Origin of the sequence: Xanthomonas maliensis (genome assembly GCF_009192945.1) — a bacterium.
GTDB lineage: Bacteria > Pseudomonadota > Gammaproteobacteria > Xanthomonadales > Xanthomonadaceae > Xanthomonas > Xanthomonas maliensis.
Genome location: NZ_NSET01000028.1, coordinates 1 through 15,032, shown reverse-complemented (window position 1 = coordinate 15,032; position 15,032 = coordinate 1). Strand labels below are relative to the sequence as shown.

Here is a 15,032-nt window from a genome sequence, read left to right as displayed (position 1 = left end):
ATGCGCATCGGCAGCGACCGGGGCCAGGACGAACCGCACATCGATCTGGTGCCATTGATCGACGTCATCCTCGTCCTCATCATCTTCTTCGTGGTGACCACGACCTTCGACGCCCGTTCCACGCTGCAGCTGCAGCTGCCGACCGCCAGCGACCAGCACACCGGCACACCGCCGCGTTCGCTGAGCGTGTTGGTGAACGCCGACGGACGCTACTTCATCAACGATCAGGAAGTGCTGCGCACCGATGTGGAGTCGCTCAAGCAAACCATCGCGCAGGTGGCCGGCGACGATCGCGAGCAGACCGTGCTGATGCGGGCCGATGCGCGCACGCCGTATCAGGCGGTGGTCACCGCCCAGGACGCGCTGGGCCAGCTTGGCTTCCGCCGCATCGCCATCGCCACCGCGCCTGAAGCCGGCAAGAACGGAACCCGTCAGTGAGTCAATCGCCCCAGTCCCAGGTGCCAGGATCGTCCTGGCACACCTATCGTCGCTTGTTGGCGTTCGCCAAGCCGTATCGGCTGTTGTTGTTTGCCGCGTTGATCGCCGCGCTGGTGGAAGCCGCTGGCACCACCGGCTTCCTGGCGCTGATGAAGCCGATCACCGACGAAACCTTCATCTACAAGAACGCCGAGATCAGCCGCTGGCTGCCGGTGCAGATCATCCTGCTGTTCCTGGTGCGTGGCGTGGCCGGTTACATCACCGACATGGCGATGGGCAAGTCGGCGCGCAGCGTTGCCCGCGATATGCGCGTCAAGGTGATGTCCAAGTATCTGCGCCTGCCGGGCTCGCGCTTCGATACCGAGCCGGTGCCGTCGATGCTGATACGCCTGGGCTCGGATTCCGACCAGGTCGCCCAAGCGGCGGTGGATGCGGTCAAGGTGATGATCCAACAGTCGTTGCAAGTCATCGGCGCGTTGGCGCTGATGCTGTGGCATAGCTGGCAGGTGACGCTGACCATCCTGGTGCTGGCACCGGTGCTGGCCTGGGTCATGGACAAGGTTGCGCGGCGCTACCGGCGCATCAGCCACAAGATCCAGGAGAGCGGGGCGCATCTGTTGCAGGCGGCCGACCAGACCCTGTCCAGCCACCAGGAGGTCAAGATCTACGGCGCCCAGCAGAGCGAGATGGAACGTTATTCGGCGCTGGCCGACCGCAATCTGCAGCTGGCGATGAAGGTCGAATCCACCCGCGGCATTTCCACCGCCACCGTGCAGATGATCGGTGCGATCGGCTTGTCGGCGCTGCTGTTCGTCGCTGGCGCGCAGGCGTTGGCCGGGCGGCTGACGGCCGGCGACTTCGTGGTGTTGATGACCTCGATGCTGACGATCATTCCCGGCTTGAAACAGCTCACCAATGTGCAGAACATGGTGCAACGTGGACTGGCCTCGGCCGAGCGCCTGTTCTCGGTGCTGGACAGTCCGGATGAGCCCGACCAGGGGACGGTTGCCCTGCAACGCGCCCGTGGTCAAATCGAATTTCGCGCGGTCACCGCGCGCTATCCGGGTCAGTCCACGCCGGCATTGGCCGAGGTCAGCTTTGTCGCCCAGCCGGGAACGGTCACGGCCATCGTCGGTCGCTCCGGGAGCGGCAAGTCCAGCTTGATCAAGTTGATTCCGCGCTTCTACGAGCCGGAAGCCGGTCAGATCCTGCTCGACGGCCATCCGCTGCAGGCTTACTCGCTGGCGGATCTGCGCCGCCAGATCGCATTGGTCGGGCAGCAGGTGATGTTGTTCGATGGCAGCATCGCCGACAACGTCGCCTATGGCGAAATGCGCCAATCCAGCCGCGAACAACTCGAGCGCGCCATTCACGGCGCCAACGCGATGGAGTTCGTGGCGCAATTGCCGGAAGGATTGCAGGCCGAGGTCGGGACCAAGGGCGGGCGACTTTCCGGTGGCCAGCGTCAGCGGCTGGCGATCGCCAGGGCCATGCTGAAGGATGCACCGATCCTGATTCTCGACGAGGCCACCGCGGCACTGGACAACGAGTCCGAGCGTCTGGTGCAGGACGCCCTGCACAACCTGATGCCGGACCGCACCACTTTGGTGATTGCCCATCGGCTGTCGACCATCGAGCATGCCGACCAGGTGCTGGTGATGGACCAGGGGCGGATCGTCGAGCGCGGCACCCACGACGAGCTGTTGGCGCTGGGCGGGCTCTACTCGCACCTGCACGGCATGCAGTTCCGCGAACGTCAGGCATGAGCAGGCGCGGCGCCCGCACGCCGGGCTACTGGTATGGCAATACCGCGGTGCCGCTGCCGGCGCGCCTGCTGGCGCCGGTCTACGGCGCAGCGATCGCGCTGCGCCGTGGCTTGTATCGCCGCGGCTGGTTCAAGCGCCACGAAGTGCCCGTGCCGGTCGTGGTGGTCGGCAATGTCACCGCTGGCGGGACCGGCAAGACCCCGTTGACCATTGCCTTGGTCGCGCGCCTGCAGCAGGCCGGCTGGACGCCAGGCGTCGCCAGTCGCGGCTATGGGCGCGAGCAGGCCGATCAGGCGCGCTGGGTGGAGGCCGACACGCCGGTCGCGCTGACCGGCGACGAGCCGGCCTTGATCGCCTGGAAGACTGGCGTGCGCGTGCGCGTGGATGCCGACCGCCTGGCCGCAGCACGCGCGCTGGTCGCGGCGGGATGCGACATCGTGGTCTGCGACGACGGGCTGCAACACTATCGGCTGGCGCGCGATGTCGAGATCGAGGTCGTCGATGGCCGACGTCGCTATGGCAATGGTCGCCTGCTACCGGCCGGGCCACTGCGCGAACCGGCCGCGCGTGCGCAGGAGTGCGACTTCCGCGTGGTCAATCTGGGACAGGACAGCGAGACCGCCGCTGCCGATACCGATGCCGGTTTCGGTGAATGGCACATGCGTCTGAGCATCGACAGCGTGCAGCCGATGGATGGCAAGCGCGCGCAGCCGCTACGCATGCTGACGGGCCAGCGTGTGCACGCGGTGGCCGGCATTGCCAATCCGGAGCGCTTTTTCGCCATGCTGCGCGCGCAAGGCATCGGTGTGGTGCCGCATGCGTTTCCTGATCACCACGTCTACCGCGCCAGCGATTTCAGTTTCGGCAGTCGCCTGCCGGTGCTGATGACCGAGAAGGACGCGGTCAAGTGCCGCCCGTTCGCCGACGAGTGGCTCTATAGCGTGCCGCTCAAGGCCGAGCTGCCGGCCGCATTCTGGGTGGCGTTGCTGGATCGGTTGGAGAAGCTGGGCAAGCGCGGTCCCGGCTGAATCGAGATCAGATGGCGGTCGGAGCAGGCCGCTGTCGCGCAGCCTGCGGTCGATCTGTCGCGCGTCCTCGTCGCCGTCCGCTCAGAACCGGTAGTTCAATGCCAGCCACCAGTTGCGTCCGGCGCCGTAGTAGCCCTGATCCCAATACAGACTGTTGATGTAGCGGCGGTCGGTGACGTTGTTGAGGTTGAGGCTGGCAGTGAACTGCGGGCTGACGTCGTAGGCAGCCATCAGGCCAAGCAGCGCGTAGCTAGGCTGGCGGATGATGCCTGGTCCGGCGTCCTGTACACGCGAGACGGCCTCCTGCCAGCGCACGTTGGCACCGACGCGCAGCTGTTCCCAGCCGGGGATGCGATAGGTGGTCGCGAGTCGTGCGATGCGCCGCGGCACGTACGTCCGCACGTTGGCGCCGCGATCGTCCTGCAGGCTGAGCTGGGTGTAGCTGGCACTCAGCTGCCAGGCATCGCTCAGTTGACCGGAGACCTCCGCCTCGTAGCCGGTCGAGGTGGCATCGATCCCGCGGTAGACCTGCAGCACACCGATGGTGCCGTCGCTCTCGGCGGTGTTGTCCTGCTTGGCGCGGAACAACGCGAGCCCGGCGTTGACCCGCCCGCCCAGCCATTGGCCCTTGATGCCCAGTTCGGCGTTGTTGCCGGTGATCGGGGCGAGGACGCGCAACGTGCGATCCAGTTCGGTCTGCGGATTGAAGATTTCCGCGTAGCTGGCGTACAGCGCGTAGTCCGGCGCGAATGCGTAAACGGCACCGACGAATGGCAAGGTCTTGCTATCGTCGTAGCGGTGTTGCAGCCCATAATTGGCGCCGCTGCTTTCGCTCTGGGTGTGATTGAGGCCGGTGATCAGCGTCAGTGCGTCGCCCAGGTGCCAGCGTGCCGTGAGATAGGCGGTGCGGCGCAGGATGTCGAAGCTGGCGCCATCGCGGCCGGCATCGAACGCCGGCTGCGGATAGTCGCCAGTCCAATCTTCCAGCCGCGGCAGCGCGGTGCCGATGCCACGGCCGTACAGCGACAACTGGTCGGCATCGATCGACGCCCAATTCACCCCGGCCACCAACTCATGGCGCTGGCCGCCCAGCGCGAAACTGCCCGACACATACAGATCTGCGTACTTCTGCCGCTCGACGCTGCTGTAGAAGGACGGGTAGGCCAGCGATCCCAGGCCGGTCTGCCGGTCCGGTTGGCCGTAGACGTAGAACAAGTCGCCGTCGGTGTTGAAGCGGCGATAGTTCAGCGATGCGCGCAGGCTCCAGTCGCCGCCCAGCGCCTGCTGCACCTCCAGGAAGGCGCGTTTGTCGGTACTGTTCCAGCCACTCCAGTCGGCCGAGGTACTCGTCGAGCGCGCGTAGTGGGTCGGGCTGCCGTCGCTGTAGTACAGCGGTAGCGCGCCCCACATGCCGCCGCGCGGTGTGTTGTCCTGGTAACTGGCGCCGATGGTCAGCAGCATGCTGTCGCTGAGATCGGCCTCCAATACGCCGTAGCCCACCTTTTTCTGCAACGAATAGCGATCCAGGTAGCTGTCGCCATCCTGCCAGGCGCCGACCACGCGGCCGCGCACCGTGCCGGCCGCATTCAAGGGGCCCGACACATCCACGTCCGCACGTCGGTTGGACCAGGAGCCGCCGCTGAGCGTGAGTGCGCCAGTGAAGGCGTCGGTCGGCCGTTTGCGGACGAAGTTGACGGTCGCCGATGGATTGCCGGTGGAAGACAGCAACCCGTTGGCGCCCCGCAATACGTCGATGCGCTGGTAGATGGCGGTGTCCACGTCGCCTTCGCCGAGGCCGTTGGTGAACGGCAAGCCCAGACCATCGACCTGGAAGTTGAGGATGTCGAAGCCGCGCGCGGTGTAGTAGGTACGGTCGGTTTCCACCCGTTCGACATTGACGCCGGCGGCCAGTCCCAGGACGTCGTTGGCGTTATTGAGCGCGAAGTCGTCCATCTGCTGGCGCGAGACGGTGCTGATCGACTGCGGCGTTTCCAGGGGCGACAGCGCCAGCCGGGTAGCGCTGTCGGACTTGCGCAGCGTGTAACCGTCCGCACGCTCGGCCTGGACCTTCACCGCATCCAAGGTGCGTGCATCGGCTCCCTCCTCGGCGTGGGCAAGAACAGGCGCGGCCAGCGCGGCCAACATGGGCAGAACAAGGGGACGCAGCGTCGGACGACGCGTGGAGCGGAAGGTCGAAGTCATGAGCATCGCTACAATGAGGTGGGCGCGATGGCTGACCGGACACGTCCGGCTGGCTGGGCGAATGTGAATTATTCTCAACAAAGTGAGCGCAAAGTGCAAACAGGCTCTTCCGCATCCTTGCCGACCATGGCCCCATCGGCCGTCGGCCCGTTCGTGGTGGCGATTCCGGCGCGCTATGCCTCCTCTCGTCTGCCTGGCAAACCGCTGCGGCTGTTGGGCGATCGGCCGATGATTCGGCACGTGGCCGACCGTGCGTTGCAGGCGGGGGCGGGCGAGGTCTGGGTCGCGACCGATGATGCGCGGATTGCCGAGGCGTTGCAGGGGCTGAGCGACGTGCATGTAGCGATGACGCGTGCCGACCACGTGTCCGGCACCGACCGTCTGGCCGAATGCGCTCGCATCGCCGGTTGGGCGGCGGAGACCTGCGTGGTCAATCTGCAGGGCGATGAACCCTTTGCGCCCGCGGCCGGCATCCGTGCGGTGGCCAGTCTGCTCGATCGCGCCGGCGCCGACATGGCGACGTTGGCCGCGCCGCTGGAGACCGCCCATGACCTGTTCGACCCGAATGTGGTGAAGGTGGTGCGCACCGCCGGTGGGGACGCGCTGTATTTCAGTCGCGCACCGATCCCGTGGGATCGGGATGCATTCGCCCAGCAGCGCGAGGTGTTGCCCGCCGACGGCCCCTGGCTACGGCACATCGGCATCTACGCCTATCGCGCAGCCTTTCTGCAGCGCGTCGCCGCGATGTCGCCGGGTATGCTCGAACGCATCGAATCGCTGGAACAGCTGCGCGTGATGGAGGCCGGTCATCGCATCGCGGTGGCAGTCACGCCTGAGCAGTTTCCTCCAGGGATCGATACCCCTGACGATCTGCAGCGGGCGCAGGCAAGGTTGGCAGCAGCATGAGGCTGCTGATCGTCTGTCTGGGCAACATCTGCCGCTCGCCGATGGGCGAGGGCGCCTTGCGTGCACGCCTGAAGGATGCCGGCCTGCGCCATATCGAGGTCGATTCGGCCGGTACCGGCGATTGGCACGCCGGCGAGCCGCCCGACGCGCGTGCGGTGCGCTGCGCGCGCGGCCACGGGGTGGATATCTCGCAGTTGCGTGCGCGCCAGGTGCAGCAGGAGGATCTGGAGCACTTCGATTGGCTGCTGTGCGCCGATCAGAGCAATCTGCGCGACCTGCAACGGCTCGCCCCGTCGCCGTTGCAGCACAAGCTGGCCTTGTGGCTGCCATGGGCCGGCATCGATACCCGCCGTGACATTCCCGATCCCTATACCGGTGGCAAGGATGAATTCGAGCAGGCCTGGCGGCTGGTCGACCAGGCGGCGCAACTGACCGTGGAGAGACTCACCCGCGGCTGATCGGGCTTGGGCATAATCACTGCATGACAGCCCAGCTCACCCAGGAACTGCCGGAATTCCCCACCTGGCTCAATGCCAGGCCCTCCACCTTGCAGGAGCATCGCGGCCGTGCCCTGGTGCTGGCCTTCGTCAATGCCAGTTCGGTGTGGTGCGCCGAGCGCCTGGCCGAGCTGGCGCATTGGCAGGCACGCAGTCCCGGCCGCCTGCAGGTCGTGGTCGTGCAGGTGCCGCGCTTCGACAGCGAACGCGATCCGCGTCGTTCGCTCAAGCAACTGCGCGCACACGGGGTCAGTGCACCGATCCTGCTCGACAAGGAGTGGGAGACCTGGCGGCGCTTCGGTGTCGACTCCTGGCCCACATTGGTGCTGCTGGATGCGCACGGCCGCGAGCGGCAGCGCCTGGTGGGCGTCACCGGTGATCTGGACAAGGCGCTGGTCGCGCTCTGCGACGGACAATCCTCGCCTTCGGATGCCGATCTGGAAGGTGTCGCCGAGCGCGAGCCCGAACCGCGGCTACCGTTGCGCTTTCCTGCCGGCCTGGCCGCCAGTGAGGACCGCCTGTATGTGGCCGACAGCGGCCATCATCGCGTCCTCGAATGCACGCATGGCGGGCGGATCCTGCGGCAGTTCGGCCATGGCACCGCCGACCTGATCGATGGCGGGCAGGGCGAAGCGGCATTTCGCCGGCCGCAAGGCCTGGCACTGGAGCGCGACCAACTCTACGTGGCCGACACCGGCAATCATGCGTTGCGCCGAATCAACTTGCGTAGCGGGCAGGTGGATACCTTGTGCGGGACCGGCCGCGCTGGCGAGCCGGTGGAAGGGCCGCTGGCCACGGCGAGCGCATCGCCACTGCATTACCCGCACGGTCTGGCGGTGGCCGACAATCAGTTGCTGATCGCCATGGCCGGCGATAACCGGATCTGGAGCTACGACCTCGGCCGTGCCGCGCTGAGCGCGCGCGCCGGCACCGGCGCTCTTGAAATTCGCGATGGCAGCGGCCATCTCGCAGCGTTCGCCCAACCTGCCGGATTGGCCGCGGTCCAGCAGGTGGCTTATATCTGCGACGGACTGGGGTCGGCGATCCGCACCATGCAATTGCGCGGCGACCTGGTGCAGACCCTGGTGGGCGGCCAGAGCCCATGGCAGTTCGGCGAACAGGACGGGCCGCGTGGCACCGCGCAGCTGCAATTCCCGCAGGCGATCGCCTTGGCGGCCGATTCCCCGCTGCTGTGGATCGCCGATACCGGTAATGGCCGCTTGCGCTGCTTACGGTTGGGTGGTGGCGAGTTGACGACCGTGGCCTTGCCGCGGCGCCTGCATGGCCCGGCCGGATTGGCGGTTGCGGCGGGTGCGGTATGGATCGCCGAGACCGACGCCCATGCCGTGCTGCGCTACGACCTGGCCAGCGGCGAACTGAGTGATGTGTTGATAGACGAATGAACGTAACAAGGCTAAACGCCGACTTCGATGGAAAAGCCTTTGCCGCACAGCTGAGTACCGCGCCTGGCGTCTACCGCATGTATGCGGGCGACGACAGCCTGTTGTATGTCGGCAAGGCGGGCGCCTTGCGCAAGCGGGTGGGCAGTTACTTCAACGGCACGCCGAAAAACGCGCGGCTGACCTCGATGCTGTCGCAGGTCGCGCGCATGGACGTCACCGTGACCCGCAGCGAGGCCGAGGCCTTGCTGCTGGAAAACCAGCTGATCAAATCGCTGTCGCCGCGCTACAACGTGTCGTTGCGCGACGACAAGAGCTATCCCTATGTGCTGCTGACGCGCGAGGATTGGCCGCGTATCGCCCTGCATCGCGGTCCACGTGCGATCAATGGACGCTATTTCGGGCCGTACGCCGGCGTCACCGCCGTGCGCGAGACGCTCAACCTGATGCACAAGCTGTTCAAGCTGCGCAGTTGCGAGGACAGCGTATTCCGCAACCGGTCGCGGCCGTGCCTGCAATACCAGATCGGCCGCTGCAGCGCGCCGTGCGTGGACCTGGTGGCCGCCGACGACTACGCGCAGGCGGTGCGTCGGGCGACCATGTTCCTGGAAGGCAAGAGCGACCAGCTCGGCGAAGAAATCATGCAGGCCATGCAGCAGGCCAGCGAGGCGCTGGAATTCGAGCGCGCGGCGCGGCTGCGCGACCTGTTGTCGTCGCTGCGCAGCATGCAGAACCGCCAGTACGTGGATGGCCGTGCCGCCGACCTGGACGTGCTGGCCTGTGCCACCCAGTCCAGTCAGGCCTGCGTGCTGCTGCTGAGCTTTCGCGACGGACGCAATCTCGGCACGCGTCCGTTCTTTCCACGGACCAATGGCGAAGACAGTGCCGAGGAAATCCTGGCCGCGTTCGTCTCGCAGTATTACGCCGAACATGCGCCTCCGCGCGAGATCCTGCTCGACCGCGCCATCCCCGAGGCCAATGTCATCGAGTCCGCGCTCAGTCTCGCCGCCGAGCACAAGGTCACGCTGAAGTGGAACGTGCGCGGCGAGCGGGCCGGCTATGTCTTGCTGGCCAGTCGCAATGCGCAGCTGACCCTGACGACCGAACTCACCAGCCAGAGCGCACAACACGCGCGCAGCGAAGCGCTGCGGGAAATGCTCGGCCTGGCCGAGCCGGTCAAACGGGTGGAGTGCTTCGACATCAGTCACACCCTGGGCGAGGCCACGGTAGCGTCGTGCGTGGTGTTCGATGCCAGCGGTCCGGTGCGTGGTCAATACCGCCGCTTCAATATCGCTGGCATCACGCCGGGCGATGACTACGCCGCCATGCGCCAGGCGATCGAGCGGCGCTTCCGCCGCGCGGTGGAAGAGAATGGCGTGTTGCCGGACGTCCTGTTGATCGACGGTGGTGCCGGCCAGCTGGCGCAGGCGCAGGCCGCTTTGGCCGATCTCGGAGTGGAGAACGTGCTGCTGGTCGGCGTGGCCAAGGGCGAAGAGCGCAGGGCAGGGCACGAGGCCCTGATCCTGGCCGACGGCCGCGAGTTGCGCCCCGGCGCGGCGTCGCCGGCACTGCAGTTCATCCAGCAAGTGCGTGACGAAGCGCATCGTTTTGCGATCACTGGCCATCGCGGTCGCCGCCAAAAGGCGCGCATGACCAGCAAGCTCGAGGATATTCCGGGTATCGGCCCGCGGCGGCGTGCCAGTCTGCTGAAGCACTTTGGTGGGCTGGTCGGGCTCAAGGCCGCGGGAGAAGCCGAGATCGCGCGCGTGGAAGGCGTCAATGCCGCACTTGCCGCGCGAATCTACGCTAACCTGCATGGGCTGGCGCTCCCCGATGCGGCAGGCGAGTCGAGTCCGTAATGAAGTTGACCATCCCCACGTGGCTGACACTGTTGAGGATCGTGATGATCCCGGTGCTGGTCGTGGTGTTCTACCTGCCGTACACATGGACCAACCTGGCCTCGGCCGGCGTGTTCGCGCTGGCAGCCATCACCGATTGGCTGGATGGCTGGGTGGCACGGCGTTATCACCAGTATTCCGCATTCGGTGCCTTCCTCGACCCGGTCGCCGACAAGCTGATGGTGGCGGTGGCGTTGTTCCTGATCGTGCAAGGCCATCCCACGCCGTGGATGGCGTTCTGGGCCGCGGTGATCGTTGGGCGCGAGATTGCCGTCTCGGCGCTGCGCGAATGGATGGCTGAGATCGGCCAGCGCGCCAAGGTGCGCGTGGCGATGGTCGGCAAGATCAAGACCACCGCACAGATGGTTGCCTTGCTGTGTCTGCTGTACTCGGTTACCCCAGGGCAGATGCCGACGCACGGTATCTGGCTCGGTCGCCTGGTCTTCCAGGTGGGGTATTGGACCTTGGCCATCGCCGCCTTGCTGACGCTGTGGTCTGGATTCCAGTACTTGCACGCCGCCTGGCCGAGTCTGCGTGCCGACGAAAAAGCAGCCATCGGCAGCAAGGCCAAGAAAGTCGAAGGTAACGGTTGACAGCAGTGTGGTTCACTGTAGAATTCCGGCTCCCAAGCGGGAATAGCTCAGTTGGTAGAGCGCAACCTTGCCAAGGTTGAGGTCGCGAGTTCGAGTCTCGTTTCCCGCTCCAGTTCTTATGCGATGGACGTCCACTGAGGTCTATCGCGTCTCGATCCCACAGCAGCTTGTGCGTGTGGAGCATCCAGCCAAGTCTGCTGAAATCCATCCCCAGTCAAGCATTTTCAGTACATGAATCAGTACCGGAAATTGGGCGCTGGGTTGTCCTTTTCGGCGGTGCTGCCTCCACTGACGCAGGTACACCTCTCCTCATCCTGAAGGAGAGTGCGATGGCTTTGACCGATACTGCCGTGCGACAGGCAAGGACTACACCCTCAACGACGCACATGGCCTATGCCCTTTCATGCTCAACAGGTGCATAAGTGTCGTGCGTACCACCAAGCGCTCCTTGTCGAGCTGCCGTGCACTGCAAGACGTTTGCTCCACTGGTAATGCCGCTAGCCGATACCTTCAGGCAGCGGCACATCAGCCGAATCGGGAACTCATCGCGGCAACGTTCGATCACCTGATACCTCAGGATGCTTCCTTTGCAAAGCACCCGCCGCTTCTCGCAACGAATCCCGTTCCTTGTTCACCCGCGCCAGCTCGCGCTTGAGGCGAGTCGGTTCCTCGTCCCGAGGCGTGCCACTGTCGCCGAATGCGGCCGCACCCGGGCGCTGCGCCTCGCGCTTCCAGCGGGTCAGCAGTGTGTCGCGAATTCCCAGCTCCCGGGCCACCTGGGCACAGCTAACGCCGGGCTGGCATGCCTACTCAACCGCACCATGCTTGAACTCGGCACTGAATTTCCTACGCTTTGACATGAACACTCCTCATGGCCTGGATCGACCTTGTAAGTGTCCGTGAAAACAGGGGTGAACCCTGTTGGCGCAGTCGGCGTTGTGCACCCACACGCCGGCTTTGCCGACGTAGTAGGTGTGGAAGCCCTCCACCTCGATGTTGTAGACCTTGACGGACAGGAACGCATCGTCCGAGCGCCGTGCGGCAGGCTCTCCCACGCCGTCGGCGATCCATTCCCAGCCCTGGCTATAGTCGGCCTCGAAGCCGTCGACGCTGTGCGAGTACTCCGGCTCCCAGCCCGCGTTCGGGCGATCGGTCTTGTAGACCGGCACCACCCCTAGCACAAAGGCCTGGCGACCGTCCTGCAGTTCCAGTTCGTGGCCCGGTTCGAGCAGGTCGGCGCGGGTCCAGCCGACGCCCTTCACCCAGAACGGGTGGTTGTCGGTCGCGTAATGGTTGTAGTACGCGTAGGAGGTTTCGTCGCCGACGATGCCGTAGCGCACGCACAGGATTTCCTTGTCCTCGTACGAGAACGTCCGCACCACCTTGCGGTATGCCTGCTCGCCGGTTTCCTCCGGCTGCGACAGCACGCTGTCGCCGATCTTCAGCTGCTCGATCGGCACCAGGCCGCGGTCGGTCCATACCAGCGTGCCGGCGATGAAGCAGCCGCCGGCCTGCGAGGGATAGCGATAGTCGTCCGGGGTGATCACGTCGCTGAGCATCTTCTGCTGCAGCGGATCGCCGGAGAAGTCACCGGCGTACTTGGCGCGGATCTGCTGTAGCGACGGCATCTTGTAGGTTTCCAGGAATTCCGCCGCCAGGTTCTGGTCGTGCATGGCCGAGGCGGCCGCGTTGCGCAGCGCCTGGCGCAGCTGCCAGGCCTGCGTCACCTGCACCGACAGCGGTTGGGTCTGGTCGAGAATCTGCACCTTGCCAAGGTACCAGGAGCTTGCCTCGGCGATCGTCATCGAATTGCGCAGCGGCGCGGTAAACACCACCTTGCCGCCCAGGGTCACCACCGCGCCGTCCTCGGCCACCGGAATGCCGGCATCCACTACCGTCACCTTGCTGCCGCCGGGCAGGGGGTGGGTCAGGTCGACGGTTTCGTCCACCGGCGCGCGCGGATCGGCTTGGCCGATCTTGCCCTGCACCGGGTCGCTGCCGATGCCCACCAATTTGCCGATGCCCTGGAAGATCTTCGCGGGCAGGCCGCCCAGCGTACCGCCGAACACGGTCGACATCAGCACCTCGGTGATGCTGAAATGCTGGCCGCTGCGGCCGTTGGTCATGTCGTAGATCTGCTGCAGGCCCAGCTGCAGGATCGTGTCGAAGGTGGCGCCCGCCACCGCGCCGCCTGCGACGCCGGCCCACACCTTGTTGACGCTCGCGCCGATGGCGAAGCTGGTCACCTCTCCATCATCGACGTCAGCGCTGGTTTCGCAACGATTCCAGTAACGCGGAAGCCGCCGGGCCGAGCGGAACATCGCGTCGCCAGGCAATCACGGTGGAATAGCGAGGCATTCTGTCGCTTCCCTCCCAACTCTCCACCTGTAGCTCAACGAGCCGCCCGGCTGCCAGGTCATCGGCGGCAAGATGGTCGGGCAGGCTTCCCCAGCCTGCGCCAGCCACGAGAAGCTCCCTTTTGGTCTTGAGGTCGGTGACATACCACTTATCCAGCGCGTGCACGCCGGCATCGGGGCTGTCTGCCGCAGCGGTTGACGGTGTCCATACCAGCTGGCTGTGACCGTGCAGGTCCGCCGGTGCGATGGGTGCGGCTGTGGAGGCAAGTGGATGGCTGGGCGCACACACCGCCACCAGCTCATGGTCTGTCCAGTGCGTGGTGTTCAGCTCGGTCCCGACAGGGAGATGCACCGAAATCGCACCGAGTTGGGCCTGGCCAGATTTCAATAGCTCTGTTGCCGCAAGAGGCGTTTCGACAATGAGTTTGACGCTGATCGTGGGGAACTGTGTGTGCAAGCGTGCGAGTGCGTAAGCGAGCACTCCGGTCGGAGCAAACACATCGGAGACCACGGTCAGGGCGGCCTCCACGCCGGCGTTAAAGCTCTTCGCCTGCCGGTTGAAGTCCTGCAAGTCCATCAGCAGCCGGCGTGCTCTTGGCAGCAGGGAGCGGCCGGCTTCAGTCAGCGTGGGTCTGTAGGTCGAGCGGTCGAACAGCAACACATCACTCTCGTCCTCCAGCCCCTTGATGGCGTAGGTGATGGCCGACTGGGCCCGGTTCATGTGGCGGGCCGCTGCAGCGAAGCCATTGTGCTCGACGACCGCCACGAAGACTGCGAACTGGTCGAGCGTGAAAGCGGTTGGTCCATCTGATTTCATGATTGAGTTGTTCTATTTCATCTGGTTTTCAATCGCTTTCATTTTGCCAAGAATCAGCTCCGTCCACACACACCAGGAGCGTTCATGTCTTCCCAACTTAAGCCGACCGCCGGCAAACCGATCCGCGTATTTCTCTGGATTGCGCAATTCTTGCTGGCAGCTGTCTTCATCATGTCAGGCTTGATGAAGTTCTTCACACCCATCCCCGAGCTGGCTGCACAGATGCCATGGACCGGCCAGGTATCTGAGACCTTCGTTCGGTTCATTGGCCTGATCGACCTTGCCGGCGGAATCGGGGTCCTTCTTCCTGCGCTGACGCGCGTGCTTCCACGAATGACGCCAGTGGCGGCCTTCTGCGCAACGATCCTCCAGGTCTTGGCCATCGGTTTTCATGCCTCGCGTGGAGAGTTCCAAGTGCTTCCGCTGAATTTCGTGCTGATTAGTCTGGCCATCTTCATCCTGTGGGGTCGATGGAAAAAGGCGCCCATCGCACCGTTTCAAGCGTCCTCCAGCGCGCCATTGCGGCGCATCTGAACGGAGCTGTTGGAATCGATATGAGCACGCGCCAGCCTGCCATCTTTCTCTCCCATGCCGGGGGGCCATGTTTCTGGATGGACTTCCCCCCGCCCTATGGTCCCGGCACTTTTGAAGGTTTGCGGGGTTACTTCGCCGGCATCGTGGATTCGCTGCCAGCCCGGCCCGAGGCCATTGTTCTGGTGAGCGCACACTGGGACGCACGAGTCCCCACGGTGAGTGCCGCGGCCGCGCCGCCGATGCTTTTCGACTATGGTGGTTTTCCGAAGCACACGTATGAGTTGAGCTATCCCGCGCTTGGCTCTCCACCGCTGGCAGCGAAGATTTCGGAGCTGCTTCGGCATGCAGGTATCGAGCACGCGGTAGACAGCCAGCGCGGCTACGACCATGGCGTCTTCGTTCCGATGCTCATCATCGACCCGGAGGCGAGCATCCCGGTGGTGATGCTCTCCATCAGGAGCGACCTCGACGCGGCTGTGCACCTACGAATGGGCGAGGCCCTGGCTCCGCTCCGAGACCGCAATATCCTGCTGCTCGGCTCAGGCAATGTCTGGCATGGGCAGGGAGGGCCGATGGGTCCGTAAGCTCCCCCGATC

General features: G+C 65.0%; 13 protein-coding genes, 1 tRNA gene and 1 pseudogene. 11 read left to right on the top strand and 4 right to left on the bottom strand.

Features of this window, described 5'->3' with window-relative positions:
* Genes CKY51_RS09580 through lpxK form a run of 3 tightly spaced genes read left to right on the top strand, consistent with a single transcriptional unit; the run spans position 1 to position 3,232 of the window.
* Positions 1-438, top strand: coding sequence for an ExbD/TolR family protein (locus tag CKY51_RS09580; RefSeq protein ID WP_022974213.1), 438 nt, complete (start codon positions 1-3; stop codon positions 436-438).
* Positions 435-2,204 (top strand): lipid A export permease/ATP-binding protein MsbA, encoded by a 1,770-nt coding sequence (msbA, locus tag CKY51_RS09575; RefSeq protein ID WP_031340759.1) that lies wholly within the window; start codon positions 435-437, stop codon positions 2,202-2,204. Before CKY51_RS09580 ends, msbA begins: the two co-directional genes overlap by 4 nt.
* Complete coding sequence (gene lpxK, locus CKY51_RS09570) at positions 2,201-3,232, top strand: tetraacyldisaccharide 4'-kinase (RefSeq protein WP_022974211.1); 1,032 nt, start codon at positions 2,201-2,203, stop codon at positions 3,230-3,232. Before msbA ends, lpxK begins: the two co-directional genes overlap by 4 nt.
* Before the next feature lie 81 nt (positions 3,233-3,313).
* Here lpxK and CKY51_RS09565 read toward each other — a convergent pair whose 3' ends face one another.
* The gene (locus tag CKY51_RS09565; RefSeq protein WP_022974210.1) at positions 3,314-5,377 is read right to left on the bottom strand and encodes a TonB-dependent siderophore receptor; all 2,064 of its coding nucleotides are present in this window, start codon (positions 5,375-5,377) and stop codon (positions 3,314-3,316) included.
* Positions 5,378-5,560: 183 nt separating this feature from the next.
* On the opposite strand from CKY51_RS09565, the gene kdsB reads away from it, so the two are divergent.
* The 6 genes from kdsB (at position 5,561) to CKY51_RS09535 (ending at position 10,840) form a co-directional block, all read left to right on the top strand.
* Positions 5,561-6,340 (top strand): 3-deoxy-manno-octulosonate cytidylyltransferase, encoded by a 780-nt coding sequence (gene kdsB / locus CKY51_RS09560; protein WP_022974209.1) that lies wholly within the window; start codon positions 5,561-5,563, stop codon positions 6,338-6,340.
* On the top strand, positions 6,337-6,798 hold the full coding sequence (locus tag CKY51_RS09555) for a low molecular weight protein-tyrosine-phosphatase (RefSeq protein WP_022974208.1): 462 nt from the start codon (positions 6,337-6,339) through the stop codon (positions 6,796-6,798). Before kdsB ends, CKY51_RS09555 begins: the two co-directional genes overlap by 4 nt.
* 23 nt (positions 6,799-6,821) lie before the next feature.
* On the top strand, positions 6,822-8,240 hold the full coding sequence (locus tag CKY51_RS09550) for a hypothetical protein (RefSeq protein ID WP_022974207.1): 1,419 nt from the start codon (positions 6,822-6,824) through the stop codon (positions 8,238-8,240).
* The gene (gene uvrC / locus CKY51_RS09545) at positions 8,237-10,096 is read left to right on the top strand and encodes an excinuclease ABC subunit UvrC (protein WP_022974206.1); all 1,860 of its coding nucleotides are present in this window, start codon (positions 8,237-8,239) and stop codon (positions 10,094-10,096) included. Before CKY51_RS09550 ends, uvrC begins: the two co-directional genes overlap by 4 nt.
* On the top strand, positions 10,096-10,728 hold the full coding sequence (gene pgsA / locus CKY51_RS09540) for a CDP-diacylglycerol--glycerol-3-phosphate 3-phosphatidyltransferase (protein ID WP_152249151.1): 633 nt from the start codon (positions 10,096-10,098) through the stop codon (positions 10,726-10,728). The genes uvrC and pgsA overlap by 1 nt, the downstream gene beginning before the upstream one ends.
* A 36-nt stretch (positions 10,729-10,764) precedes the next feature.
* Positions 10,765-10,840 (top strand) — tRNA-Gly (locus CKY51_RS09535).
* A gap of 302 nt (positions 10,841-11,142) precedes the next feature.
* Here CKY51_RS09535 and CKY51_RS09530 read toward each other — a convergent pair.
* From CKY51_RS09530 to CKY51_RS09520, 3 genes and pseudogenes are all read right to left on the bottom strand, one after another.
* A pseudogene (locus CKY51_RS09530) lies at positions 11,143-11,588 on the bottom strand (transposase); the annotation flags it as partial.
* A 9-nt stretch (positions 11,589-11,597) separates the two neighbouring features.
* Entirely contained in the window at positions 11,598-12,974 is a 1,377-nt protein-coding gene (locus CKY51_RS09525; protein WP_022972644.1) for a polymorphic toxin-type HINT domain-containing protein, read from the bottom strand.
* A 16-nt stretch (positions 12,975-12,990) separates the two neighbouring features.
* Complete coding sequence (locus CKY51_RS09520; protein ID WP_152249150.1) at positions 12,991-13,902, bottom strand: LysR family transcriptional regulator; 912 nt, start codon at positions 13,900-13,902, stop codon at positions 12,991-12,993.
* 84 nt (positions 13,903-13,986) lie between these two features.
* On the opposite strand from CKY51_RS09520, the gene CKY51_RS09515 reads away from it, so the two are divergent.
* Entirely contained in the window at positions 13,987-14,436 is a 450-nt protein-coding gene (locus CKY51_RS09515; protein ID WP_152249149.1) for a DoxX family protein, read from the top strand.
* A 20-nt stretch (positions 14,437-14,456) separates the two neighbouring features.
* Positions 14,457-15,020, top strand: a complete 564-nt coding sequence (locus CKY51_RS09510) for a DODA-type extradiol aromatic ring-opening family dioxygenase (RefSeq protein ID WP_152249148.1) — start codon at positions 14,457-14,459, stop codon at positions 15,018-15,020.
* The last annotated feature ends 12 nt before the right edge of the window (positions 15,021-15,032 follow it).

What these genes read in the sequence shown, in the direction of transcription:
- CKY51_RS09510 (WP_152249148.1), top strand. Translation starts at nt 14,457, where the DNA reads ATGAGCACGCGCCAGCCTGCCATCTTTCTCTCCCATGCCGGGGGGCCA.
- kdsB (WP_022974209.1), top strand. Translation starts at nt 5,561, where the DNA reads ATGGCCCCATCGGCCGTCGGCCCGTTCGTGGTGGCGATTCCGGCGCGC.
- CKY51_RS09550 (WP_022974207.1), top strand. Translation starts at nt 6,822, where the DNA reads ATGACAGCCCAGCTCACCCAGGAACTGCCGGAATTCCCCACCTGGCTC.
- uvrC (WP_022974206.1), top strand. Translation starts at nt 8,237, where the DNA reads ATGAACGTAACAAGGCTAAACGCCGACTTCGATGGAAAAGCCTTTGCC.
- CKY51_RS09580 (WP_022974213.1), top strand. Translation starts at nt 1, where the DNA reads ATGCGCATCGGCAGCGACCGGGGCCAGGACGAACCGCACATCGATCTG.
- lpxK (WP_022974211.1), top strand. Translation starts at nt 2,201, where the DNA reads ATGAGCAGGCGCGGCGCCCGCACGCCGGGCTACTGGTATGGCAATACC.
- CKY51_RS09565 (WP_022974210.1), bottom strand. Translation starts at nt 5,377, where the DNA reads ATGTTGGCCGCGCTGGCCGCGCCTGTTCTTGCCCACGCCGAGGAGGGA.
- CKY51_RS09520 (WP_152249150.1), bottom strand. Translation starts at nt 13,902, where the DNA reads ATGAAATCAGATGGACCAACCGCTTTCACGCTCGACCAGTTCGCAGTC.
- pgsA (WP_152249151.1), top strand. Translation starts at nt 10,096, where the DNA reads ATGAAGTTGACCATCCCCACGTGGCTGACACTGTTGAGGATCGTGATG.
- CKY51_RS09515 (WP_152249149.1), top strand. Translation starts at nt 13,987, where the DNA reads ATGTCTTCCCAACTTAAGCCGACCGCCGGCAAACCGATCCGCGTATTT.
- CKY51_RS09555 (WP_022974208.1), top strand. Translation starts at nt 6,337, where the DNA reads ATGAGGCTGCTGATCGTCTGTCTGGGCAACATCTGCCGCTCGCCGATG.